Below are 25,637 nucleotides of genomic sequence, written 5' to 3'. Positions count from 1 at the left end.
GTCATCGTGACCGCGGACCTGGCCACCCCGGGAGGGACCGGGCGGCCGGCGACAGGCGACAGAAGTCCCGGCCCCAGCCGTCAGAACGTGCGCTTCAGCAGGTCCAGCAGCGCCGCCCAGTGCCGCTCGTCGCCTTCGCGGTGGTAGGAGGCGGTGTCGGCCTGGGTGAACCCGTGCCCCGCACCGGGGTAGACCTCGCAGTGATGCCGGACTCCTGCCTCGGTGAGCGCGGTCTCCAGACGCTCGATCTGCTCGGCGGGCAGGGACGGGTCCTGGTCGGCGTGGCCGAAGTACAGCTCGGCGGTGATGTGTTCGGCCACCAGGTGCGGGCTGTCCGGCGCCTCGGTGGCGAGCCGGCCGCCGTGGAACCCTGCCGCCGCCGCGACCCGGTCCGGAAACGTGCCGGCGGTGAGCAGGGCCAGCCGGGCGCCCATGCAGTAACCGGTCAGCGCCACCGGCCCGTCGGCCGCCACAGGGCAGTCGGCGAGCCAGCGCAGATAGGCGCCCGCGTCCCGCATCGCCGCTTCCGGCGTCAGCGCCTGCATGACCGGCATGATGCTCTGGAAGATCTCCGGCCGGGCCCCGGGATCGATGAACTCGGGCAACTCGAACACCGGAGCCCGTCCGTGACGGTAGAACACGTTCGGCACCAGCACCGTGTACCCGGCCTCGGCGAGCCGGTCCGCCATCGCCCGCAGCTGCGGCCGCAGACCGAAGGCGTCCATGTACAGCAGCACCGCGGGGCGGGGCTCGCCGTCGGCGGGGTGGGTCAGATAGGCGTCGGCGGTGCCGTCCTCGGTGGGGATGTCGACGGCGGTGCCCTGGACGGAGGTCATGGGGGTTGCCTCTCTGCGCAGTTCACGGCGAACGGGTCGCCGACCCGGTGGAACCGGGCCGCGCACATGGTTTCATTGCAACATTCAACGACCCGCGGCACCCCCTCCCACTTGGGCACCGTTTGGGACCCGCTTTACTCGAACCGGGACGTGTCGCCCGCTCCCTTCCGTACGATCTCGGCCTCGCCGCCGGAGAAGTCGATCACCGTCGTCGGCTCGGTGCCGCAGTCCCCGGAGTCGACCACCGCGTCCAGCACATGGTCCAGCCGGTCCTTGATCTCCCAGCCCTGCGTCATCGGCTCGTCCTCGTCGGGCAGCAGCAGCGTGCTGGACAGCAGCGGCTCCCCGAGCTCGGCGAGCAGCGCCTGGGTGACGACATGGTCGGGGATGCGCACGCCGACCGTCTTCTTCTTCGGATGCTGGAGCATCCGCGGCACCTCCCTCGTCGCGGGCAGGATGAACGTGTAGCTGCCGGGTGTGGACGCCTTGACCGCGCGGAACACGTCGTTGTCGACCCGCACGAACTGGCCGAGCTGCGCGAAGTCCTGGCAGACGAGGGTGAAATGGTGCCGGTCGTCCAGGCGGCGAATGGCCCGGATCCGGTCGATGCCGTCACGGCTGCCCAGCCGGCAGCCCAGCGCATAGCAGGAGTCCGTCGGATACGCGATGAGCGCACCGGAGCGGATGCTGTCCGCGACCTGGGAGATGGTGCGCGACTGAGGGTTGTCGGGGTGCACGTCGAAGTACTTCGCCATTCGCCGAGCCTATGCCCTGCGCCCCCCCCCGCGGCGATGCAGGCCCGGGCAGGGCCGGGCGGATTGCGCGCCGGTTCCCGGGAACCCGTTGCCGTTCCCGGGCGCGAGCGCAGACTTGCCGCCGCGCTCGGGTGAGGTAACGTCCCGAGCGGTATGTCGTGAGTGAAGTGCAGGACGAGGTGAAGGCCGACGTGGCTGGCAGGGAGGACGGGGTTCGTCAGGCGGGGGCGGGCGGCGCCGACACCTCGGTGTGGGCGCAGGAGTTGCTGGACCACCTGCGGCCGAACGGCCGGGACGTCGGCCGGGTCGTCGCGTGGCTCGCGGACGCCGTGCGGGGCACCGCCTCGCTCCGGGACGACACCGGCACCCTGCTCACCGGCACCTGGCCGGACCTGGACGACAGCCTCGTCGCCGCCGTCGCCGCCGGACGCATCGCCTCCGCCGCCTGGGAGGGCCAGGGCCGCCACCTGCGGCTGGTCAGGGTGGCGTACCCGAACCCCGCCTCGGCCGGGGTGATCGCGGTGGCGCGGGAGACGCCCTTCGACCGGCGTGCCTCCGACATGATCACGCACACCGTCCAGGTCATCGAACTCCTGCTGAAGGCGAGCGAGACGACCGCCGCCGGACACCGGCTCGCCCAGGCGACCTCCGATCTGCGCCTCGCCATCCTTCAGTTGCTGATGGTGGAGGACACCGTCTCCGCGCGCCGCGTCGCCGCCGGACTGTGGCCCGGTCTGCTCGACACCGACACGGCCTGCGTCCATGTCGTCGAGAGCCCCGCCGACGAGCGCGACCGGCTGGCCGAGGAATGCCTGGCCGTGACGGGCGAGCGGGCCCTGGTCGTGCTCTGCCCGGCGGTGGACGAGCACGTCATCGTCGTGACGCCCGGCGAGGACGAGGCCGGGGAGTTGAGGTCGCTGATCGGCCCGCGCCCGCGCACCTTCATCGGCGGCAGCGCCCGGCAGAGCCTGGCCCGCACCGCCACCGCGTACGGGCAGGCCGTCAGCGCCCTGGCCGTCGCGCACTTCCGCCCCGACAAGGCCGCGGTCTACGCCGAACGCACCCACCCCGAGCGCCTGATCGACCCGGCACCCCTGCGCGGCTGGGCCGCCCGGCTGCTGCACCCGCTCGACACCCTGGCGCACCACACCCGCGCCGAACTGCTCGCCACCACCCGCCTGGGTCTGGAGTTCACCGCCGTGAGCGCCGCCAAGGTCCTCGGCGTCAGCCGCAACACCGTCCGCGCCCGCATGGAACGCGTGGAAGGCCTCCTGCGCACGGACTTCTCCGACCTGACCGCCCGTGCCGTGGTCCACCTGGCGCTCAACACCCAGGTCAGCCTCGCGGACGCCCCGGCCGACGACCGTACGTCGCAAGAGAGCCCTGCCTCACTGTGCGACCTGCTCTCCGGCCCCGCCATGCACACCTGGGCGCAGGACGTCCTCGCACGCCTGGACCAGGACAGCCGCGACCTGCGCCGCACCCTGCGCACCTGGATCGCCGAGGGCGGCAACGCCGAACGTGCCGCGCAGACCCTCGGCGTCCACGCGCAGACCGTCCGCGAGCACGTCCGCAGCGCCGAACCCGTCCTGGAACGGCAACTCCTCGCCGGCGGCAGCGACCTGTACGAGGTCGTTCTCGCCCATCTCGCGGTGGGCGATCTGGATCAGCCCGCACTCCCCGCGACGAAACCGGGCCTTCCGGACTCACTTGTGCACAGGTGAGTCCCGGCGGGCCCGCAGCGGGCATCGACGCGATACCCAAGCGCTCCGCCGCAGACGTAAGTTCGACTTCCCGCGGGGGCACGACCGGAACGGGGGACCGGTCGCGTCCCCGCGCGCGTACCCGTTCAGGCCCGCAGCCGCACCGGAATCTCCTGCCAGCCGAACGCGATGAACGACGGCACCTGACGCAGCTCCTTCTCGTCGACGGCCAGCCGCAGGTCCGGGAAGCGTTCGAAGAGCGCGGGCAGTGCCGTACGGGCCTCCATACGGGCCAGTGGAGCGCCGATGCACCGGTGCACGCCGATCCCGAACGCCAGATGGTCGTCCGCTCCGCGTGACGCGTCGAAGCGGTCCGCGTCCGGCCCGTAGTGCACGGGGTCCAGCCCCGCGGCGGCGAACGTCGTGATGATGGCGTCCCCGGCCGGAACCGTCACGCCGCCGACCTCGATGTCGGAGACGGCGAACCGCAGCGGAAGCGAGGCGATCGACGGGTGCACCCGCAGTGTCTCGTCGATCACCGCGTCCCAGCCGGTCTCCCCGGAGCGTACGGCGGCCAGTTGCTCGGGGTGGGTGAGCAGGGCGACGACCGCGTTGCCGATGAGATTGACGGTCGTCTCGAAGCCGGCGCCGATCACCAGCAGCAGGGTGTAGACGAGCTCCTCGGCACTGAGCCGGTCGCCGTCCTCGTCGCGCACCCGGATCAGCTCGGTCGTCAGATCGTCCCCGGGGTGCTCGCTGCGATGGGCGATCAGCGCCCCCAGCACCGTACGGATCTGCTCCTGCACGAACGCGGCGTGCTCCGGGGACGGGTCGGTGGTGTCCATGATCGCGGCGATGAGGGTGGCGGTTGCCTCCCGCAACTCCTCGGGCACGCCGAACAGTTCGCAGATCATCCGCATCGGCAGGGGGTGGGCGAGCCCGGCCTTCAGATCCACCGACGACCCGCCGTCGTCGAGGGCGTCCAGGGCGTCGAGCAGCTCGGCGGTGATGCTCCGCACGCGGGGCCGCATCATCTCCGTGCGCCGCTGGGTGAAGCTCGGCGCGACCAGCTTGCGCAGCCGTGCGTGGTCGGCGCCGTACGTCGAGAGCATGTTGACCACGCCGACCCAGCCCAGGATCCAGCCCCAGGAGGGGTGTTCGCCGATCTCGGGCCACAGCCGCCAGTGCAGCCGGGGATCCTTGCTGACCCGCGGGTCGAGGATGAGTTCCTTGAGGGTGTCGTAGCCCGTGGGCGCCCACGCGGGGATGGAGCCGGGCAGCTCCACGGGCACGATCGGGCCGAGGGCGCGCAGCCGGGCGCTCTCGGCGGCGATGTCGGCGCCGAACGGGTCGATGGCGAAGCGGTCGATGCGGTCGGTCATGGTCACGAGGGCACTCCAGGCTGGTCGGGGGAGCGGGGGCTGAACCGGACGGGCAAGGACGTCAGGGAGCGGTGGAAGGGGCCGGGCCGCCAGGTCAGGCGCGCCCGGGGCAGCACCGGCTCCAGGTCGGGCAGCCACTGGGTGAGCCGTTCGATCGCCTCGGTGGCGATGAGCAGCGTGTGCTGCCGGACCGGGCAGGCGTGCGGGCCCGCCGACCAGGACAGGTGCGAGGCGTCCTTGGGATGCCGCCCCTCGGTGACCTCCTGCTCGGCGAAGTGGGCGAGCGCGCCGTAGGAGACGACCACCGGCACCGCGGCCCTGATCCAGGTGCCGTGGAAGGACACCGGGTTACGGGCGTAGTGGATGCCGTAGTTGGCCAGCGGAGTCTCGTGGTGGAGCACCTCCACCACCGCGTCCATCACAGGGCGGGCGCCGCTGGTCAGGGTGGAGTAGTACAGCGGGTTGCCGAGGATGCGGGACAGCGCGTTCGAGACCAGGTTGGCCGTCGGCTCGTGCCCGGCGCCCAGGGTGAGGAACACCTGCCAGGTGACCTCCTCGGGCGTGAGCCCGGCCGGGTGGTCCAGCAGCCGGCTCGGCAGGTCGTCGCCCCGGCGCTCGGCCTTGGCCGCGATCAGCTCCAGTACGTAACCGCCGTACTCCGCCTCGCCCTCGGCCGCCTCGGCGCCGCCCTCCATCATCTTGCCCAGCGCGCTGTGGAGCCGGTCGCTCTGACTGTCCGGCAGCCCGAAGAGGTTGTTGAACACCAGCGCCATCAACGGTCGCGCGAAGTCCCCCACCAGATCGGCCTCGCCCTGCGGCCCGAACCGGCCCACCAGCACGCGCACCGCCCGGTGCACCCGCGCCCGCAGGTCGTGCGGCTCGACCAGGTCGAAGGTGTCGATCAGCGAGGTGCGGTACCGGACATGGGCCGCGCCGTCGGCGAACAGCGTGTTGGGCCGCCAGCGCATCATGCCCAGGATCGGCGAGTCGTCGGCGACCGTGGACTCCCACGGCCGCGGATCGTGCGAGAACGTCTCCGTGTCGTGCAGCAGATCCAGCGCGGCCTGCCGGTCGGTGACCACGTACGCCGGCACGCCCGGCGCCAACTCCGCCCAGCCGACCGGCCCCTGGGCACGCAAGGCGGCGTAGTAGCGGTACGGGTCCAGGGCGAAGCCGTCCTCCCACAGTCGCACGGGCGCCGAGCGGGTGAAGGCCTGCCGGTCGGGGGTGTGGGTGGTCACCGGGAGTCCTCCGTAACGTCGCGGTCGATCAGGTGCTGGACCAGTGCGAGCAGCGCGTCGACCGACGAGGCGGCGTCCCGCGCGTCGCACGTCACCATCGGTGTGCCCGGCTCCAGGTCCAGGGCGGTGCGCAGCTGCTCCCGGGTGTGGTGCCGGGGCGCGTCCGGGAAGGTGTTGAAGGCGACGGCGTACGGCAGCCCCGACTCCTCCACCAGCCCCAGCACGTCGAAGGACGCGTCGATCCGCCGGCTGTCGACCAGGACGAGGGCGCCCAGCGCGCCGTAGGCGATGTCGTCCCACAGCGCCCGGAACCGCTCCTGCCCGGGTGTGCCGAACAGATACAGCACGACCCCGCCCGGCAGGCTGATCCGGCCGAAGTCGACGGCGACGGTGGTCGTCGACTTGTCCCGTACCCCGGCCAGATCGTCCACCTGCGCGGACGCCTCGCTGAGCGGCTCCTCGGTGTGCAGCGGCCGGATCTCGGACACGGAGTCGATCAGGGTCGTCTTGCCCACGCCGAAGGGGCCGGCGACCAGGATCTTGACCAGGTCACGGGCGGTGTCCGGCAGGTGGATGTCCTGCGTCGTGCCCGGTGCGGGCCTAGGGCCTGTCGTTTGGATCATGCCGGCGTCGCGGGGTGTGGCACGCACATCTGCCGCGTTGTCGTCGGTTGCCGACTCCCCCACGCTCGAACAACCTCGCGCGGGGGGACCCCCATCGCGTCGACGCCCTCCTCCGCCTTGCAGCTGCACGCACCACACCCCGCTCGGGTCAATTGAGATGCACCGCACCTCACAGCCGGCCTGATCCAAACGACAGGCCCTAGTTGTGCTTGAGGGCGCGAAGGCCATCGGCCACTCTCTCCAGCAGGTCGGGGTCGAAGCGTCGGGCGGGCGGGATCGGCGCGCGGGCTCGCACCAGCTCCCGGTCGACGAGTTCGCCGGCCAGCACCCGCACCGCCGACACCGGCAGCCGCAGCAGCGCCGCGGCCTCCACGACCGTCAGCGAACCGTCGACCAGGGCGTCCAGCAGCGCGAGTTGGGCGGCGGGCAGACCGGCGGGCGGCGACGTGCCGGTGCCGACGAGCACCGACAGCCGCTCCAGCTGGGGCCGACTGGGCCGGGCCACGCCGCCGGTCGACAGATACGCGGGAACCAGGGGACGGCCGCCAGGGCGGCCCGTCATGCCGGTGCGCCGCCCTTGGCATGACGGGCCGCCGCGGCCATCGCCTTCTCGCCCAGTCTCGCCACCTGGGAGTGCACCCGGTGCGCCAGCAGGTCCAGGCGTACCTCCGCGTCCCCGTAGGCGGCCACACAGGTGCCGTGGTCCGTCGGCACGATCAGCACATACCCGTGGTCCGACTCGATGACGACCTGCCGTACCTCGGCCCCGTCCCGGTCGGCGAACGCGGCAGCCGCCGTACGGCACGCCCCCTGCACGGTACTGGTGATCGCCGCCACCCGCTCGGCCGAGGCCTGGCTGAGGGCGTCCGTGTACCCGGTGACCAGCCCGTCCCGCGTCAGCAGTACGGCGGCCACCACATGCGGCACCTCCAGGATCGGTTCGAGCACCCACGCCGTGTCTCCCGTTTCGCGGCTGGTCATCGAGCCGTTCCCCCTTCGTGGACGTTCTGGTCGGTCGCGTCGGTCTGATGGTTGTCCTCGGCCGCCCCCTCGGATTCCGGTACGGCGGTGGAGGCGTCGTCGGTGCGCTCGCCGTCCTCGGACCGGGCCGCGGCGGTACCCGCCTGGAGCGCGCCGAGCGCCGCGGCGGCCTGCTCCGGCCGGCGTACCGCGGGCCGGGCCTCGGGCACGTCCCGGGCCGCGGCGGCCACCCGCGTACGGCGTCGGCGCCGGGGCAGACCATCGGCGTCGCGTGGAGCGTGATGCCCGGGTACGGCGTCGGCGGTTTCGGCGTCGTGCTCGGCGCCGTACCCGTGCGAGCCGTACCCGTGCGAGGTGGCGGACGCCTCGGTCCGCGGCTCGGCGGGTGCCTCGTCGCGGGAGGCCTTGCGGGTGGAGCGCGGCGCGCTCGCGGCGGGTGGTCGCTCGGTCGGGTCGATGGCGCTGAGCAGGTGGCTGTCGACCAGCAGCACGGCCCGCACCCCGCCGTACGGGGACGGCGAGGACAGATCCACGCTCAGGTCGAACTGCCGGGTCAGCTGCCCGATCGCGGCGAGCCCCATACGGGGCGGATCGCCGAGGTCGGTGAGCAGGATCGGCTCGGACCCGGCCACCAGCCGCTGCGCGCGGGCGCGTTCGTCCTGGGTCATGCCGAGGCCGGAGTCGTCGACGGTGACGCAGACGCCGTGGTGGACGTGCTCCAGGTTGACCACGACATCCGTGTCCGGCGCGGAGTGCCGCAGCGCGTTGTCCAGGAGTTCGGCGACGATGATCGCGACCGGCTCCACGGCGTGGGACACCAGCCCGGTGCCCGCGGCGAGGTGGTTGTGCACCCGGACCCGGTGGTAGCCCGCGAGCCGGGCCTGACCACCGGTCACCGCCTCCACCAGGTGCGACTCCTCGCGGGCGAGCCCGACCCAGGCCCCGCACACCACGGCGGCGACCTGCGCCCGCCGCAGCGACTGCTCGTTCTCGTGGTCCAGTTGGAACAGCGTCTGCGCCAACTCGGGATCGTCGTACTTCTGTTGCAGCTGCCGCAGGGCGTCCTGAAGCCGGTACAGCGCCGCCTGGATCTCGCGGGTCGCGCCCCGCATGCCCGCCTGCGCGGCGGCGTCGATCCGCGTGCGCTGGGCGGCCAGCTCGGTGCGCAGTCCGGTCAGCACCTGCTCCAGGGCGAGGTCCAGGGCGGTGCCCGCGGTCTGCGGATGCAGCGGCCCCGGCACGGTGACATGGGGGTGCGCCAGCCGGCGTGCGGCGGCGGGAACGCGCTGCTCGGCCAGGTGCTCCACCTCCGCTGTGAACGCCTGGAGTACGCCCTTGAGTTGGCGGCGCAACGCGTCTATCTCGGCACGCTGCTTCGCCTGTTGCCGCTGTGCGCGCAGCAGGCCGCCGCCCAGGGTGAGCGCGGACAGCATGCCGACGGCGAGACCGCCGGTCGCCAGGTCCGGTAGTTCGATCATCGAGTCGGATTCCCAGGAGTCGGTTCGGGGACAGTCGGGCAGGGCTGGTTCCACGGCCGTGGGGCGAGGCGCTCGGAGCACAGTACACACCGTCATCGACCGGTCTCGCACGGTCGATCGCTACTTCATTCCGAAACTGCCGGGACTCTGCTCACTTCTGCGCGGACTGTCTGAATTTACGTACAACATGCGGGAGTTGACGCGGATGTCTGTCCTGGCCGGCACGGTGTGTGCGCGCTCGGACGACGGGTACTCGGCGAGGCCAGGAACGACCCACGCCGGAGGAGGCCCGGAATGGCCAGTGGCACCGAGACCGGTGGCGTGACCGGTACACAGGACAAGGACTACAACCTGATCTGGTACGTGGAGGCGTGCCTGAGCAACGCGCTGCGGCTGGAGAGCTACATCGAGGACGCGGAACGCGGCAAGGACACCGAGGTGGCCGACCTGTTCCGCAAGGCGCAGGCGGACAGCCGCAAGGGCGCCGAACTGGGTAAGGCGCTCCTGCGCAGGCGACTGAACGGCGGCTGAACGGCAGCTGGCCCAGCGTCCGTTCGAGGCCCGGACACCGCGAGGCCGGTGTCCGGGCCTTCGTCCGTCCGTCCGGCTTTCGCCTGGCCGGAAGCCGTGAAGATCGTGTGCGGCGGGCGTCACTTCGCGAACTCGGCGTGGACACGTAGGGTTTACCTCCGTTCGACCCGTCGACCGAACGGAGTTGCTATGGTGCTACTCGCCGGTAGCAAGCCGAACGGGGACGGGTGGGGGCCGGGTCGACCGAGGCTTCCGCGCCCATCCAGTGCCTGGCTCTCGAACTCCAGTTCCTCGCCCACCGATCCAGACAGGTGAGACTCGCCACATGGTTCGATCCCTGGTCGATCTGCTGACCCAGCACGCCGCGCACCACCCCGACCGAACCGCCTACCGCCACCTCGTCACCGGCGACTGCGACGGCGAGATCCAGGAGATCTCCTACGGCCGTCTCGCCGCCCGTTCCCGTGCCGTCGCCGCCTGGCTCCAGGACCGCGGCCTGGCCGGGACCCGCGCCATGCTGCTCTACCCGCCCGGCCTGGAGTTCATCAGCGGCTACCTGGGCTGCCTCGCCGCGGGCGTCGTCGCCGTACCGGGCGTCCCGCCGCAGGGCCGCGTGCACAACCACCGGGCCGTGACCCGGATGAAGCGGCTCATCGCCGACGCCGACGCCAGGGTGATCCTGGGCGACCGCGAGGTGATCGCGGCCCTGTCCGGCATGGCGGAGCAGCTGCCCGAGCTAGCCGACCTCACCTGCGTCGCCACCGAGGACATCCCCGACGAGATGTCCGCCGGCTGGCGCGAGCCCGACCTCACCGCCGACTCGGTCGCCTTCCTCCAGTACACCTCGGGCTCCACCTCCGCCCCGCGCGGCGTGATGGTCACCCACGGAAACCTGCTGGACAACGAGCGGATCCTCACCGAGTCCATGGGCCACACGCCGGACGCCATCGAGGAGTACGGCCACGAGATGTTCGTCAGCTGGCTGCCCGTGTACCACGACATGGGCCTCATAGGCCCCGTCCTCAACACGGTCTACCTCGGCGTGACCGCCACCCTCTTCTCGCCGCTGCACTTCCTCCAGGATCCCCGGCGCTGGCTGACCGCGATCAGCCGCTACCGCCCGCACACCAGCGGCGGCCCCAACTTCGCGTACGAACTCTGTCTGAAGCACGCCGGTCCCGGACTCCTGGACGGCCTCGACCTCAGCAGCTGGAAGGTCGCCGTCAACGGTGCGGAACCGGTCCGGGCCGCCACCCTCCGCCGCTTCACCGAGACCTTCGCCCCGGCCGGCTTCCGCCGCGAAGCCCTCCACCCCTGCTACGGCCTCGCCGAGTCCACCCTCATGGTCACCGGCAGCACCGCCCACACCGCGCCCACCCTCCTCCAGCCCGCCGAATCCGGCCCGCACGCAGGCCAGACCGACGCCGCCACCGTCAGCTGCGGCCGCCCCGGCCGGCACGTGACCGTCGTCATCGCCGACCCCCAGCGGCACGAGGAGCTGACCGACGGCGAGGTCGGCGAGATCTGGGTGCGCGGCGCGAGCGTCGCCAAGGGCTACTGGCGCAACGCCCTCGCCACCCGCGCGACCTTCCGCGCCACCCTCGCCGGCCACGAGGGACGCTTCCTGCGCACCGGCGACCTCGGATTCCTCCACGACGGCGAACTCTTCGTCACCGGCCGCCTCAAGGACCTCATCGTCATCGACGGCCGCAACCACTACCCGCAGGACCTGGAACTGACCGCCGAGATGGCCCACCCGGCCCTGCGCCCCGGCTGCACCGCCGCGTTCTCCGTCGACGCGCTGGACGAGGGGGACGCCGGGAGCATGGAGCGCACGCGGGACACGGGCGCAGCGGGGAGCGGAGCCGGCGGTGAGCAGGCCGTCGTCGTCGCCGAGACCGCCCCGGACGCGGCGTCCGAGGCCGAGAAGATCATCGACGTCATCCGCGGCGAGATCGGCGAGGCCCACGGCCTGGCGCTGCGTGACGTCGTCCTGGTCGAGCCGGGCACCATCCCCAAGACGTCCAGCGGCAAGATCCAGCGCCACGCCACCCGGGCGGCCTACCTGACCGGTACCCTCGCCGCCGTCGCCGCGCCCGACCCGAGCTGACCCCGCCCCGTCGAGCGGCGGACGCCTGCGCGTCCGCCTACCGACCGCAGGCCCCAGCAGCCGTACCGCCCCACGCGCGCCCTCCGGGCCGTACGGCCACCACCCCTGCCCGAATCCACGAGGACACCTCTCCAGATGCCTGCGCCCGACTCCCCGAAGCAGTTCTCCGAGCCGTCGCTCACCACGCCGGACGGTGTGCGGGCCTGGCTGGAGTCGGCCGTCGCCGAGGCGGCCGGGCTCGACCCGCTGGCCGTCGACCCGGAGCGGCCGATCGCCGAACTCGGCCTGGGGTCACGGCAGTTGGTGACGCTGGCCGCCGACCTGTCCGCGGCCACCGGCCGCACCCTGGACCCCTCCCTGATCTTCAACCACCCCACCGTCGCCGCCCTCGCCCAGGCGGTTTTCGACGAGACACCCACGCGCACCCGGGCAGCGGCCGCACCCACGGACCGCGCGCCCGCGCGAGCCGACGACGACATCGCGATCATCTCCATGGCCTGTCGCTTCCCCGGGGGCGCCGACAACCCCGAGGCGCTCTGGCGGCTGCTCGCCGCGGGCGAGGACGCCATCACCGAGGTGCCGTCCGGCCGGTGGGACACCCGAGGGCTGCACGACCCCGACCCGGACGCCACCGGCAAGGCGTACTCCCTGCGCGGCGGCTACCTCTCCGGCATCGACCGCTTCGACGCGGCCTTCTTCGGGATCTCGCCCCGCGAGGCCGCCGCCATGGACCCCCAGCAGCGCCTGCTCCTGGAGACCGCCTGGGAGGCGATCGAACGCGCCGGAATCGTCCCGGACACGCTCAACGGCAGCTCCACGGGCGTCTACGTCGGCCTCTACGACAGCGGCTATCTGGCCTCGGCCGCCCTGGACCAGCTCGACGGGCACGTCGGGACCGGCTCGGCCTCCAGCGTGGCGTCCGGCCGTATCGCCTACACCCTCGGCCTCCAGGGCCCCGCCGTCACCGTCGACACCGCCTGCTCGTCCTCCCTGGTCGCCCTGCATCTGGCGGCGCGGGCTCTGGCCGGCGGCGAGTGCGATCTCGCGCTGGCGGGCGGCGCGACACTGCTGGTGACCCCGCGCGGACACGTCGAGTTCAGCAGGCTGCGCGGACTGTCGCCGTCCGGGCGGTGCAGTCCGTTCTCGGCCGACGCGGACGGCGTGGTGTGGGCCGAGGGCTGCGGCGTGGTCCTGCTCAAGCGGCTCGCGGACGCGCGGCGCGACGGCGACCGGATCCTCGCCGTCGTCAAGGGCTCGGCGATCAACCAGGACGGCCGCAGCCAGGGCCTCAGCGCCCCCAACGGCCCTGCCCAGGAACGGGTGTTGCGGGCCGCCCTCGACGAGGCCGGCCTCCAGCCGCACGACCTGGACCACATCGAGGCACACGGCACGGGCACCCCGCTGGGCGACCCGATCGAGGGCGGCGCCCTGGCCGCCGTCTTCGGACCCGACCGCCCCGCCGAGCGCCCCCTTGGTGTCGGCTCACTGAAGTCCAACATCGGCCACACCCAGGCCGCCGCGGGCATCGCCAGCGTCATCAAGACCGTCCTCGCCCTCGACCACGCACGCATACCGGCGTCCCTGCACGCCGGAGCCCCGACCGGGCACATCGACTGGGCGCACAGCGGACTGCGCCTGATCGACGAGCCGCAGTCCTGGCCACGCCACCCCGAGCGGGTGCGGCGCGCCGGGGTGAGCGCGTTCGGGATCAGCGGCACCAACGCCCATGTGGTGCTGGAGGAAGCGCCCGAGGAACAGCCGGTCGAACCGGCCGCCGACCTCCCCGGGCCAGCCCTCTTCCCGCTCTCCGCCCGCACCCTGTCCGCCCTGCGCGCACAGGCCGCCCGACTCCGGGAGAGCCTCGAACGGCAGCCGGCTCCGCCCCTCCCCGCCGTCGCTGCCACCCTCGCCCACCACCGCACCCACTTCGAGCACCGGGCCGTCGTCCGCGCGAGCGACCGCGCCGAACTGCTCACCGCCCTGCGGGAACTCGCCGAGGACCGCCCCGACACCGAGCTGATCACCGGACCCGAACTCGCCCTCACCACCGGCAAGTTGGCGTTCGTCTGCCCCGGCCAGGGCTCCCAGTGGTCCGGCATGGCCCGCGATCTGCTCGACCGCGACCCGGTGTTCGCCGACGAACTCGACCGCTGCGACGCCGCCCTGCGTCCGTTCACGGGCTGGTCGGTGACCTCCGTCGTGCGCGGCGACACAGGCGCCCCGAACCTGGAGCGTGTCGACGTCGTCCAGCCGGTCCTGTTCGCCGTGATGGTGTCGCTGGCCGCCGTCTGGCGGGCTCGCGGCATTCGGCCGGACGCGGTCGTCGGAAACAGCCAGGGCGAGGTCGCCGCCGCCTGCGTCGCCGGAGCGCTGAGCCTCAACGACGCCGCGGCCGTGGTCGCCCTGCGCAGCCAGGCGCTGACCGGGCTGTCCGGCACCGGCACCATGGCCGTCGTCGCCCTGCCGCACACCGACGTCGAGGCCAAACTCGCCGACCACGGCGGCCAGATCGGCGTCGCCGCCGTCAACAGCGGCCGCTCGACCGTGGTCGCCGGTGCCGTGGACGCCGTGGAAGCCTTCCTCGCCGACCTCGACCGGCAGCAGGTCTTCGTCCGCCGCCTCGATGTCGACTACGCCTCCCACAGCGCCCAGGTCGAGCCGCTGCGCACCACGATCCTCGACGAACTCGACGGAGTCACCACCTGCCCCACCCCCGTGACCTGGTACTCCACGGTCACGGGCGAGCCGGTCACCGAGGAACTCGAAGCCGACTACTGGTACACCAACCTGCGCGAACCGGTCCGCTTCGCGCCGACCGTCGAGCGCATGGCCGCCGACGGCTACCGCTACTTCGTCGAGCTCAGCCCGCACCCCGCGCTCCTCACCGCCCTGCGCACCGTCGACGAGGACCTGATAGCGGTCGGCTCCCTCCGCCGCGACGAGGACGGCCCCGCCTGTGTGGACCGCGCCACCGCCGAACTCCACGTCCACGGACGGCACATCGACTGGCGCCGCCCGGTCCCGCACACCACCCCGGCCGACCTGCCGACCTACGCCTGGGACGCGCGGCGGCACTGGACCGAACCCGCCGCCTCCGCCACCGCGCCCGGCCTCTTCGACCGCGCCGCGCACCCGTTGCTCGGCATCCAGCTCCAGTCGGCGGACCGGACCCGCTGGACGTTCCGCGACGAGTGGTCCCCGGCCACCGCCGGCTGGCTGCCCGACCACACCGTCTTCGGCCACACCGTGGTCTCGGGCACCACCCTGCTCGAACTCTGCCGCGCCGCCCTCGCCACGGCCCGCCCGGACACCCCCGCCGACATCGGCGACCTGCTCCTCCTCGCACCCCTCACCCTGCCCGCCACCGGCACGGTCGAGGTGTCCGTCGAGGTGGTCACCGCAGGGGCCGCCCCGGAGATCACGATCCACAGCCGTCCCCGAGGCCAGGAGGCCACGGACTGGACCCTGCACGCCACGGCGTCCGCGGCCGAGCCCGCTTCCCTCCCGGCCGGCGAACCACCGGCGTGGCCGGAGACGGCCGAACCGGCCTGGCACGAGGACACCTACGAGCGCCTGACCGGCCTCGGCCTCCGTTACGGCCCGGCCTTCCAAGGCGTACGACAGGCCGCCGTCACCGGCGACGGGACCGTGCTGGCCCGCCTCACGCTCCCGGCCGTGGCCCGCGACACGACCGACCCCTACCCGGTGCACCCCGCACTCCTCGACGCCGCCCTCCACGTGGCCGCCGCCCTGGACAGCTCCGAGGAACGGGTCCTGCTGCCCGTCGCGATGGCACGCTGTGTCCTGCCGCCCGGCACCGCGACGGACCTGATCGCGTCCGTGCGCCGGGCCGACGGCTCCGGGACGGACGCCACGCTGGACGTCACCCTGTGGGACACCGACGGCTTCCCGGCAGGCAGGCTGGAGGGCGTACGCCTGCGGGGCGCGAACCCGGCCGACCTCCACAGTGCCTCGGAGAACGGCCGCCACCTGTACGAGGTGGCCTGGACCGCCGTACCGAAGACGCCGACCGGCGCACCCGGCACCGCATGGGCCGTCCACGGCGACGGGTCGGACCCGGCCGTCGCGACGGCCCTGCGCGACCTGCGGGCGGCGGGCATCCGGATCACCGACGAGGGCGCCGACACCGTCCTACGCGTCTGGCCGCGCACCGCCCCCGATGCCGAACCGGCCGTAGCCGCACAGGAGTTGGCGGCCACCGCGTTGACCGAACTCCAGACCCTGATCGCGCTCCCGCCGGACAGGGCGCCCGCGCGCACCATCTGGGTGACGCGGGGCGCGGTCGCGGCGGCCGACGGGGACACGGTTGCCGGGCTGGCCCAGTCGGTGCTGTGGGGCCTCGCCCGCAGTGCCCGCGCTGAACACCCCGGCCTCGGGCTGACCCTGCTCGACCTCGACCTCGACGGTGACGAAACGCCGCTGCTCACCGCGGCGGCACACGCCGATGAGCCGGAAATCGCCCTGCGCGACGGTGACTTGCTCGTCCCGCGCCTCGTACGGGCCCGCCCCGCGCCGTCCGGCAGATCGGCACCGATCCCCGTCGACGGCACGGTCCTGATCACCGGGGGCCTCGGCGCGGTGGGCCGCAGCATCGCCCGTTGGCTCGCCGAGAACGGCGTCCCGCGCCTGCTGCTGACGTCCCGTCAGGGAGCTGGCGACCCTCGTGCGGCGGACGTGGTCGCCGAACTGGCCGGGCTCGGCGCCGAGGTGGAGATCGCCGCGTGCGACGTCGCGGACGGCTCCGCCGTGGCCGGGCTGCTGGCCGGCATCGGGGACGAGGCGCCGCTGCGGGGCATCGTCCACTGCGCCGGGGTCCTCGCCGACGGTGTGGTGGCCGAGCTGACCGCCGAGCGCCTCGCACAGGTGCTGCGCCCCAAAGTCGACGGCGCCGCCCACCTGCACCGGCTCACCGCCGGCCGGCCGCTCGACCTCTTCCTCCTGGTGTCCTCGGCCGCAGGGGTCGTCGGCAACGCGGGCCAGGCCAACTACGCCGCCGCCAACGCCTTCCTCGACCAACTCGCCCACCACCGGCGCGCCCTGGGCCTGCCCGGGGTCTCGGTGGCCTTCGGCGCCTGGGCGGGCGAAGGGCTCGCGGCACAGCACGCCGACCTGGAGCGGATGGCCCGGCTGGGCCACCGCGCCCTCACCCCCGACCAGGGCCGCGAACTGACCGAGCTCGCCCTGCGCCGCGACACCGCCCACCTGGTCGCCTGGGCCCTGGACCTGCCCCGGCTGCGGGCCGCCGCACCCGAAGGGGCCTTGTGGCGCTCGCTGCTTCCCGCCCGCCGCCCCGACCGGGCCGGCGGCCGCACCCTGGCCGACCGGCTGGCCCGGCTGCCGGAGCCCGAACGCCCCGCGCGTGTCCTCGCCCTGGTCCGCGAGGAGGCCGCCCACGCGCTCGGCCTGCGCTCGGCGGAATCCGTCCGCCCCGACCAGCCGCTGCGTGACCTCGGCATGGACTCGGTGACAGCGGTCGACCTGCGCAACCGCATCAGCACCCGCCTCGGCACCAGACTCCCCGCCACCCTCCTCTTCGACCACCCCACACCCACGCGCCTCGCCGAGTACCTCCTCACCGGCGTCCTGGCGACCACCGGCAGCGCGGGCCGTGAACTCACGTCCACGTCCACGTCCGCGTCCCCGTCCACGCCCGCGCTGGCGTCGGACGAGCCCGTGGCCCTCGTCGCCATGGCCTGCCGGCTGCCCGGTGGCGTGAGCGACCCGGAGGGGCTGTGGCGGCTGGTCGCGGAGGGCCGGGACGCGGTCGGGCCGTTCCCGGCGGGGCGGTGGGACGTCGAGTCGCTGTACGACCCCGACCCGGACGCGCTCGGCAAGTCGTACGCCCGCGAGGGAGGCTTCCTCGACGACATCGAGTCCTTCGACGCCGGCTTCTTCGGCATCACCCCCAAGGAAGCGGCGGCCATGGACCCCCAGCAGCGACTGCTGCTGGAGACGGCCTGGGAGTCGCTGGAGCGCGCCGGGATCGTGCCCGCCGACCTGGCGGGCAGCACCACCGGCGTCTACGTCGGCATGTTCGGCAGCGACTACCTCTCCGGCACCCGCCTCGACCAGCTGGACGGCTATGTCGGCACCGGCTCCGCCCTGAGCGTCGCCTCGGGCCGGCTCGCGTACACCCTCGGGCTGAACGGGCCCGCGCTCACCGTGGACACCGCGTGCTCGTCGTCGCTGGTGGCCGTGCATCTGGCGGCCCAGGCGCTGCGCGCGGGGGAGTGCGATCTGGCGCTCGCCGGCGGTGTCACCCTGATGGTCACCCCGCAGACCTTCGTCGAGTTCAGCCGGCTGCGTGGCCTGTCGCCGACGGGCCGCTGCCGCTCCTTCTCCGACAGCGCCGACGGGGCGATCTGGGCCGAGGGCGCCGGCATGGTCGTACTGAAACGACTGACCGACGCCCGGCGCGACGGCGACCGGGTGCTGGCCGTACTGCGCGGCACCGCCGTCAACCAGGACGGCCGCAGCCAGGGCCTGTCCGCGCCGAACGGCCCCGCGCAGGAGCAGGTGATCCGACAGGCACTGGAGCGGTCCGGGCTCACGCCCGCAGACATCGACCACGTCGAGGCGCACGGCACCGGCACGACCCTCGGCGACCCGATCGAGGCGAACGCCCTCGCGGAGGTCTTCGGCGCCACACGCCCCGAGGGCCGCCCGCTCCACCTGGGCTCGCTGAAGTCCAACATCGGGCACGCGCAGGCGGCTTCGGGCGTGCTCGGCCTGATCAAGGTCGTGCAGTCGCTCACCCACGAGACCCTCCCGCGCACCCTGCACGCCGACACCCCGAGCCGGCACGTCGACTGGTCGGACAGCGGACTGCACCTGCTGCGGGAGGAGACCGCCTGGCCCGCCTCGGAACAGCGGATCCGGCGTGCGGGCGTGAGCGCCTTCGGGATCAGCGGCACCAACGCACATGTGATCGTCGAGGAGGCGGGGCCGGCGACCGCCGAGCCGCCGGCCGAAGTCCTCCCGGGCAAGCGGCTGTTCGTCCTGTCCGGCCGCAGCGAGACGGGCCTGCGCGGCCAGGCCGCGGCACTGGCCCACCACCTGGCAGCCGTCGACTCCGCCGCCGACGCCGACACCGCGCTGTCGGACACGGCCCACACCCTGGCCCACCACCGCAGCCACTTCGAGCGACGCACGGCGATCCTGGCCGACGGCCGCGACGAACTGCGGTCCGTGCTCGGTGAGCTGGCGTCCGGCCGGATCCCGCTGCCTTCGCCTCGGGAGGAGCACACGGGCAAGGTCGCCTTCGTCCACGCCGGGCACGGCGGCCAATGGCCCGGAATGGGCCTGGAGTTGATGGCCGAGTCGGATGCGTTCCGCGAGGAGCTGACCCGGATCGACGAGGCGGTCGAGCGGCAGGCCGGCTGGTCCGTGCTCAACGCGCTGCGGGCGCCGGAGGAGTTCTCCCCGCTGGAGCGCACCGAGTATCTCCAGCCGACGCTGTTCGCGGTGAACGCGGCGCTGGCGGCCGCCTGGCGCTCGCTCGGCGTCACCCCGGACGCCGTGACCGGGCACAGCCTGGGTGAGATCGCCGCCGCGTACAGCGCGGGCGCGCTCACCCTGGACGACGCCGTGACGGTGGTGACCGGGCGCGCCCGGGCGGTCGTACCGGTCGCGGGCAAGGGCGGCATGCTCTCCCTGGACCTGCCGCGCCCGCGGGTCGAGGAACTCCTCGCGCCCTACGCCGGCCGGCTCTTCGTCGCCGCCGTCAACAGCCCCCACTCCACGGCCGTCTCCGGTACGGGCGACGCGCTGGCCGAACTGCGCCGCAGCCCCGACGAGCAGGGGATCGAGGCCCGGTCCCTGTCGACCCCGTTCGCCTCCCACACCCCGCTCATGGCCCCGCTGCGACAGGATCTCCTCGACCGCCTCCGCGGCATCCGAGGGGCGCGCACCGCAGTGCCGCTGTACTCGACGGTGCTGGCGGAGCCCGTGCCCGGAGACCGTCTGGACCCCGCGTACTGGTACGCCAACCTCAGCGAACCCGTCCGCTTCGCCGACACGATCCGCCGCATGCTGGACGACGGCTACCGCTACTTCGTCGAGCTCAGCCCGCACCCCTCGCTCGGGTCCACCATCGAGGCCGTGGCGGCGGAGGCCGGAATCGACGCGGTGAGCGTGGGCTCGCTGCGCCGTCAGCGGGGCGGGCGGGACGTACTGCTGTGCAGGCTGGGCGAGTTGTACACGGCCGGGCACACGCCCGACTGGTCCGCCCTGTTCCCGGCCGGCCACCGCGTCGACCTGCCGACCTACGCCTTCGCCCGCGAACGCCACTGGCTCGCACCCGCCCCCGCTCCGGCCACCGCGACCGGCGCCTCACCGCTGCTGGGCACGCACGTCGAGGCCAGCGACGACGCCGACCGGCACCTCTTCCAGACCGAGGTGGACCTGCGCGACAACCGCTTCGCCTACCTGACCGACCACCGGGTCACCGGCGAGGTCTGGCTGCCCGGCGCTGCCTTCCTGGGCATGGCGCTGGAGGCCGCCGCCACCGTCCGGGACGGCGACGACGTACGGCTCCACGACGTCGGCTTCCTCCAGCCACTGCGCCTGGACGAGTCCGGGCCGACCCGGCTGCAACTCGTCCTGAAGCCGGCCGTCGACGGCTTCCGGGACTTCACGATCTCCTCGGCCCCGGCCACCGACGGACCGCGCGCCCGCTGGGAACGGCACGTCGACGGCCGTATCGCCGTCACCCCGACCGAACCCACTGAACCCACTGAACCCACCGCCGACCCGACCGCCCCGCCGGCCGTACTACGCGCCCAGTGCACGCAGCCCGCCGACCTCCCGACCGTCTACGGCACCCTCGCCGCCCTCGGCATCGAGTACGGCCCCGCCTTCCGGGGCCTGGAGTCGGGCCGGCGCTCCCACGCCGCCGCTGTCGCCCGCCTCGCCGACCGGCCCGCCGCCGGCCATCTGCTCCACCCGGCCGTCCTCGACGCCGCCTTCCACACGGCCGCACTGCCCGAAGACGCGCCCCAGGGACGGGCGTTCGTGCCCGCCGGCGTCGCACGCCTGCGCCACACCGGGCTGCGCACCACCCCCGCCTGGGTGACCTGCGAGCTGAGGTCCGTGTCCGGGGACACCGCGACGCTGGACCTCCGCCTGTACGACGACGAGGACCAACTGCTGCTGGAGGCCGAGGAGTTCCGGCTGGCCGCGCTTTCGCCGCTGGACGGAGCGCTGTTCGAGACCCGCTGGCAGCCGCGCCCGCCCGCCGACCAGCCGCCCGCACCGGGCAGCTGGCTCGTCCTGGCCGACGAGTCGGGTGTGGCCGCCGACCTGGTCGAGCGGCTCGGCACCTCCGTGCCCTGCGTGATCGCTCGCAGGGGCGAGGAGTTCGCCGCCGAAGGCCCCGGCCGCTACGTCCTCGACACGGCCGACCCGGGCCAGCTGGCGCGCCTGCTCGACGAGGCCTTCGCCCACGAACCTCCCCAGCGGGTCGTGCAGCTCTCCGCGCTCGACGCCCCGGCGATCGAGGACGGACGTACGGCGGAGGAGGCGGCCCGGCTGTGCTGCCTCAGCACCCTGCACCTGGTGCGCGCACTCGCCGACCGGGCGCAGGCGCCCCGCCTCTTCGTCGTCGCCCGGGGAAGCCAAGCCGCCGGCGACAGCGCCCAGGTGACGCACCCTCAGCAGGCACTCGCCTGGGGCTTCGGTCTCGCCCTCGCGCAGGAACACCCCGAGCTGAGGACCACCCTCGTCGACCTCCCGCCCACGGACGGCGCCGACGCCCTGTGGACCCAGCTGTGGCACGCCGACGACGAACGGCTCGTCGCACTGCGGGACGACGCGCGCCTCGTACCCCGGCTGGTCCGCACCCGCCCGGACGACTCCGGGCAGGGCGCGACCTCCCCGGACGGCGCGTATCTGATCACCGGTGGTCTGGGCGGTCTCGGCCGGGTCGTCGCCGAGCGGCTGGTCCGCCGGGGTGCCCGCCGACTGGCCCTCATGAGCCGCGGCGCGCCGAACGCGGACGCCCTGGGCTGGATCCGCGGACTCGAAGAGCGGGGCGCGACCGTGCACGTGGCCCGCGCCGACGTCGCCGACCGCGAGGGACTGGCGGCCGCGCTGGAAACCGTACGCCAGGAACTCGGCCCGATCACCGGGGTCGTCCACGCGGCCGGTGTCCTCGACGACGCCACCATCGCCAACCAGACCGACGAGCGTGTCCTGCGCGTCCTCGGCCCCAAGGTCCTGGGCACCGCCCTGCTCACCGAACTGACCCCGGACGCCGATGACTTCGTCCTGTTCGCCTCGGCGGCCGGCCTGCTCGGCTCGGCCGGACAGAGCCCGTACTCGGCGGCCAACGCCTTCCTCGACGCCTGGGCACACCACCTCTCCCTGCGGGACCGCCGGGCGCTGAGCCTCGACTGGGGCGCCTGGGCCGGCGTGGGCATGGTCTCCGAGTCCGGCGTACGGGAAGCGCAGACGGCCCGCTCCGGACTGCTCGCCCTCTCCGCGCAGGACGGCGGCGAACTGTTCGAGCGGGTGCTGACCACCTCCCGCCGCCAGCTCGCCCCCATGGCCCTGGACTGGGACCTGCTGGCCCTCGACCCCGACGCCGCCCGCACCCGCCCGACCCTGGCCGACCTGATCACCGCCCCCACCGGCACGCCCGCCGCGGACGACCTCGTCAAGCACGTGTTCGCGGCGACGACCGACACCGAACGCGCCGTACGGCTTGAGGCATACGTGCGCGCCCGGGTCGGCGAGGTGTCCGGCGGGGCGGTCCAGGTGTCCGCGACCACGGCCCTGAAGGAACTCGGCCTCGACTCCCTCATGCTGGTGCGGCTGCGCAACGCCTTCGCCCGCGAACTCGGCGTCGAGCTCCCCGCCGCCACCGTCTTCTCGGCCGCCGACATCCGCGGCCTCGCCCAGGCCCTGAGCACCGCGCTGCCCGAACGGGACACCCCGGCACCGCACGAGCCGCGCCGCCCCGCCGAGGTACCGTCGACCGAGCTGCACCCAGTCACGCGCGACGTCGTACGCCTGTTGCGCAGCGCCGGGCCCGGCATGCCCGACGCGGCCCACGCCGTCGGCCTCGCCGTACGCCTCACCACCCCGACCACCCGCGAGGCCCTCACCGGCATCCTCGGCCGCCTCACCGCACGCCACGCCGCCCTGCGCACCGCCGTCGTCACCGCCGACGAGGGCGGACGGCAGCTGAGGGTGGACCGCGAACCGCCGGAGACGTTGCTGCGATGGACGGTCGTGCCGCAGGACACCGCCCTCGACGCCGCCGAGTGGCTGCGCGGGCTTCTGGAGCCGCCGTTCGACCTGACCGTCGCGCCCCTGTGGCGTTTCGAGCTGCTGGACGGCGCAGAGCGCGGCCAGATCCTGGTCTACGGCGCCCACCACGCGGTCAGCGATCTCCAGTCGCTGCTGCTGGTGGCGGCCGAGATCGACGCCGAGCTCTCCGGCGACGCGCTCGACGACACCGTCACCAACCGTGACGTCCGTCTGCTGATCGAGGCCCAGCAGACCGGCGGCCGGACCGGCGGCCAGGTCGAGGGACAGGTCGACGGGTCGGCCCGCGCGGACGAGTGGCGCGAGGCCTTCCAGGGCAGCGCACGCCTCGACCTGGCCCTGAGCCGACCGCGCCCGCAGACCCGCTCCTACCGGGCCGGCAGCGTCACCGTGCCGATCCCCGACGGCCTCATGGACCGGATCTCCACCGCCGCGAGCCGCCTGGCCGTGACCCCCGCCGCCTTCTGCCTCGGCACCCTGACCGTCCTCCTGGCCAGGAAGCGCGAGCGCGAACGCTTCGTCCTCGCCGTGCCCGTGGACACCCGCATCCACGCCGACGCCTACGACGCGGTGGGCTTCTTCGGCGTGCCGGTTCCCTTCCCCGCCGAGGCGAACGCGGGGGAGCGGATCGAGGAGGTGCTGCGCCGCACCGACGGGCGGCTGCAGCGGGTGCTGACCAAGGGCGCCATGTTCTCCGACGTGCTGCCGGCACTGGCCCGACAGGGCCTGTACCGGGCGAACGCGCCGCTGGTGGAGGTGTACTTCAACTACATACGCGCCGCGCGCGGACTGAGCGCACTTGAGGTGCTTCCGGCCGGGACGGGCTACTCCGACCTCGACCTGATGATCACCATGACACCGGACGCGGGCCGTATTCGCCTGGACCACAACCTCGACATCCTGGACGCGGCAGCGGTCGCCGAGCTGGGGGAGGAACTGCTGCGGCTGCTGGCGGAGACGGCCGACGACCCGAGGGGCCCGGCGCGCATCCCGGCACCGGTCGCCGAACAGGCCGCTGCTCGGGTCGCCGAACAGGCCGCTGCTCCGGTGGCCGCACCGGCCCCTGCTCCGGCCGGGGCCAGGCCCGACAGGCTCGCCCTCGCCGCCACCTTCGCGCTGGGCAACCTGCCCCTGATGTGCGAGACGGCCCTCGCCGCCGCGGCACCGGACAGCCCGGCCACCGTCGCCGAAGCCCCGTACCACCACGTCCTGGCGGGCCTGCGCGACCCGTCCGGGGTGTTCGCCGACCCGGCCACCACCACCGGCGTCGTCCTGCTGCGGGCCACGGACCTGCAACGCTTCGGACCGGTCGACGACACGCTGCTCGCCGAACTGCGCACCGCCTACCCGGCGGCACTGCGCGCGGTCGCCGAGCGCACCCGCAAGCCGCTGATCGTCGGCTTCCCGCCCACCGCACAGGCGGAGGACCGCCTGCGCCGATGGGAACAGCAGATCGCCGCCGAGCTGGCCGAGGAGCCCGGTATCGCCGTCCTCGGCCCCGACGACTGGACCCGTCACCACCCCGTCGAGGAACGCTTCGACGGACGCACCGAACACCTGGCCCACCTCCCCTTCACCGCGCCCTTCCAGGCGGCCGTGGCCCTGCGTCTCGCCGAGGCTGTCCGCGCGGTACGGCGTCCGGCGCCCAAGGTGATCGCTGTCGACGGTGACGAGACCCTGTGGGGCGGCGTGGCCGGGGAGATCGGCTCCGAGGCCGTGGACCTGACCGGTCCGCGCGCCCTGCTCGCCCGCAGGCTGCTGCGCTGGCGAGCGGCGGGTGCGCTGCTGGTGCTGGTCAGCAACAACGACGAGGACGTCGTCCGGGCCGTACTGAACCGTCCGGACAGCCCGTTGAAGGCGGAACACTTCAGCGTGATCTCCGCGGCCTGGAACCCGAAACCGGCCCGTCTGGCCGAAGCAGCCGGCACCCTCGGCCTCGGCCTGGACAGCTTCCTGTTCCTCGACGACAACCCGGCCGAGATCGCCAAGATGCGCGCCGCACTGCCGCAGGTGCTGTCGGTGACCTGTCCGTCGGCGGCCGAACTGCCGGAGTTCCTGGGCCGGTTGTGGCCGTTGGTGCCCGCGGCGGCCACCGCCGAGGACGCGCTGCGCGCGCGGTTCTACGAGCAGGAACGCGAACGGGACGCCGTCCGCGCGGAGGCCGGTTTCGAGGCGTTCCTGGCACAGCTGGAGCTGGAGGTGGACGTACGGGCCCTGTCCGAGCCTGACGTGCAGCGTGCGGAGCAACTCGTGCGCCGCACCAACCAGTTCACGCTCCACGCCCGCTCGGCGGACGGCGGCGACGTCGCCCGCTGGCGCGAGCACGGCGAGGTCTGGACCGCGACGGCCCGGGACCGCTTCGGCGACTACGGCCAGATCGGCCTCCTCGCCGTACGCCGCGAGGGCGACCGGCTCGACGTCCTGGCCTGGCTGATGAGCTGCCGCGCACTCGGCCGAGGCGTCGAGGAACGCCTGCTGGGCTGGCTGGCCGACCGCGCCGAGGAACTGGACTGCGCGAAGGTCCGCCTCACAGCGGAACGCACCGCGCGCAACACCCCGGCCCGACGCCTGCTGTCGGCGCTGGGCGGCGGCGACCAGGACGACGACCGGCTGGAGACCGTGGTCACGCCGGAGCACCTTCGGACGTTCCGCTCCTGGCGGCGCCCGTGACGGTACGAGACATACGGACAGCAGCGACGAAGAGGTCA

Annotated in this window: 12 protein-coding genes; 4 read left to right on the top strand and 8 right to left on the bottom strand. The window is 73.6% G+C overall.

What is annotated here, in order from left to right; all coding sequences use genetic code 11:
• Nucleotides 1-80: 80 nt before the first annotated feature.
• The gene (locus tag AQJ67_RS05700) at nt 81-836 is read right to left on the bottom strand and encodes a dienelactone hydrolase family protein (protein ID WP_062716943.1); all 756 of its coding nucleotides are present in this window, start codon (nt 834-836) and stop codon (nt 81-83) included.
• 134 nt (nt 837-970) lie between these two features.
• On the bottom strand, nt 971-1,591 hold the full coding sequence (locus tag AQJ67_RS05695; RefSeq protein WP_062716942.1) for an L-threonylcarbamoyladenylate synthase: 621 nt from the start codon (nt 1,589-1,591) through the stop codon (nt 971-973).
• Nucleotides 1,592-1,782: 191 nt separating this feature from the next.
• Here AQJ67_RS05695 and AQJ67_RS05690 point away from each other — a divergent pair, with 191 nt between their 5' ends.
• Nucleotides 1,783-3,315, top strand: coding sequence for a helix-turn-helix domain-containing protein (locus AQJ67_RS05690; protein ID WP_062717479.1), 1,533 nt, complete (start codon nt 1,783-1,785; stop codon nt 3,313-3,315).
• A gap of 125 nt (nt 3,316-3,440) precedes the next feature.
• On the opposite strand, the gene AQJ67_RS05685 is transcribed toward AQJ67_RS05690, so the two are convergent.
• The 6 genes from AQJ67_RS05685 to AQJ67_RS05660 all read right to left on the bottom strand — a co-directional run bounded on the left by AQJ67_RS05685 (nt 3,441) and on the right by AQJ67_RS05660 (nt 8,999).
• On the bottom strand, nt 3,441-4,682 hold the full coding sequence (locus AQJ67_RS05685; RefSeq protein ID WP_062716941.1) for a cytochrome P450 family protein: 1,242 nt from the start codon (nt 4,680-4,682) through the stop codon (nt 3,441-3,443).
• Nucleotides 4,679-5,917: a cytochrome P450 family protein gene (locus AQJ67_RS05680; protein ID WP_062716940.1), complete on the bottom strand. Its 1,239-nt coding sequence runs from the start codon at nt 5,915-5,917 to the stop codon at nt 4,679-4,681. The genes AQJ67_RS05685 and AQJ67_RS05680 overlap by 4 nt, the downstream gene beginning before the upstream one ends.
• Nucleotides 5,914-6,540, bottom strand: coding sequence for a GTP-binding protein (locus tag AQJ67_RS05675; RefSeq protein ID WP_062717478.1), 627 nt, complete (start codon nt 6,538-6,540; stop codon nt 5,914-5,916). Before AQJ67_RS05675 ends, AQJ67_RS05680 begins: the two co-directional genes overlap by 4 nt.
• Before the next feature lie 199 nt (nt 6,541-6,739).
• On the bottom strand, nt 6,740-7,102 hold the full coding sequence (locus AQJ67_RS05670; protein ID WP_062716939.1) for a DUF742 domain-containing protein: 363 nt from the start codon (nt 7,100-7,102) through the stop codon (nt 6,740-6,742).
• Nucleotides 7,099-7,521, bottom strand: a complete 423-nt coding sequence (locus tag AQJ67_RS05665) for a roadblock/LC7 domain-containing protein (protein ID WP_062716938.1) — start codon at nt 7,519-7,521, stop codon at nt 7,099-7,101. Before AQJ67_RS05665 ends, AQJ67_RS05670 begins: the two co-directional genes overlap by 4 nt.
• Nucleotides 7,518-8,999, bottom strand: coding sequence for an ATP-binding protein (locus AQJ67_RS05660; protein ID WP_062716937.1), 1,482 nt, complete (start codon nt 8,997-8,999; stop codon nt 7,518-7,520). The genes AQJ67_RS05665 and AQJ67_RS05660 overlap by 4 nt, the downstream gene beginning before the upstream one ends.
• Nucleotides 9,000-9,293: 294 nt before the next feature.
• On the opposite strand from AQJ67_RS05660, the gene AQJ67_RS05655 reads away from it, so the two are divergent.
• From AQJ67_RS05655 to AQJ67_RS05645, 3 genes are all read left to right on the top strand, one after another.
• Nucleotides 9,294-9,530: a hypothetical protein gene (locus AQJ67_RS05655; protein WP_062716936.1), complete on the top strand. Its 237-nt coding sequence runs from the start codon at nt 9,294-9,296 to the stop codon at nt 9,528-9,530.
• Between the two features lie 325 nt (nt 9,531-9,855).
• Nucleotides 9,856-11,640 (top strand): fatty acyl-AMP ligase, encoded by a 1,785-nt coding sequence (locus tag AQJ67_RS05650; protein WP_062716935.1) that lies wholly within the window; start codon nt 9,856-9,858, stop codon nt 11,638-11,640.
• Nucleotides 11,641-11,775: 135 nt separating this feature from the next.
• Nucleotides 11,776-25,599 carry a type I polyketide synthase gene (locus tag AQJ67_RS05645; RefSeq protein WP_062716934.1) on the top strand — a complete coding sequence of 4,608 codons (13,824 nt, stop codon included), beginning with the start codon at nt 11,776-11,778 and terminating at the stop codon, nt 25,597-25,599.
• Nucleotides 25,600-25,637: the final 38 nt, after the last annotated feature.

Source organism: Streptomyces caeruleatus, from assembly GCF_001514235.1.
GTDB lineage: Bacteria > Actinomycetota > Actinomycetes > Streptomycetales > Streptomycetaceae > Streptomyces > Streptomyces caeruleatus.
The sequence above is the reverse complement of the archived record's forward strand: the minus strand, read 5'-3'. Positions and strand labels throughout refer to the sequence as shown.

Excerpts from the sequence above, each read along its gene's own strand:
- AQJ67_RS05700 (WP_062716943.1), bottom strand. The coding sequence starts at position 836 with ATGACCTCCGTCCAGGGCACCGCCGTCGACATCCCCACCGAGGACGGC.
- AQJ67_RS05650 (WP_062716935.1), top strand. The coding sequence starts at position 9,856 with ATGGTTCGATCCCTGGTCGATCTGCTGACCCAGCACGCCGCGCACCAC.
- AQJ67_RS05665 (WP_062716938.1), bottom strand. The coding sequence starts at position 7,521 with ATGACCAGCCGCGAAACGGGAGACACGGCGTGGGTGCTCGAACCGATC.
- AQJ67_RS05655 (WP_062716936.1), top strand. The coding sequence starts at position 9,294 with ATGGCCAGTGGCACCGAGACCGGTGGCGTGACCGGTACACAGGACAAG.
- AQJ67_RS05645 (WP_062716934.1), top strand. The coding sequence starts at position 11,776 with ATGCCTGCGCCCGACTCCCCGAAGCAGTTCTCCGAGCCGTCGCTCACC.
- AQJ67_RS05695 (WP_062716942.1), bottom strand. The coding sequence starts at position 1,591 with ATGGCGAAGTACTTCGACGTGCACCCCGACAACCCTCAGTCGCGCACC.
- AQJ67_RS05675 (WP_062717478.1), bottom strand. The coding sequence starts at position 6,540 with ATGATCCAAACGACAGGCCCTAGGCCCGCACCGGGCACGACGCAGGAC.
- AQJ67_RS05660 (WP_062716937.1), bottom strand. The coding sequence starts at position 8,999 with ATGATCGAACTACCGGACCTGGCGACCGGCGGTCTCGCCGTCGGCATG.
- AQJ67_RS05670 (WP_062716939.1), bottom strand. The coding sequence starts at position 7,102 with ATGACGGGCCGCCCTGGCGGCCGTCCCCTGGTTCCCGCGTATCTGTCG.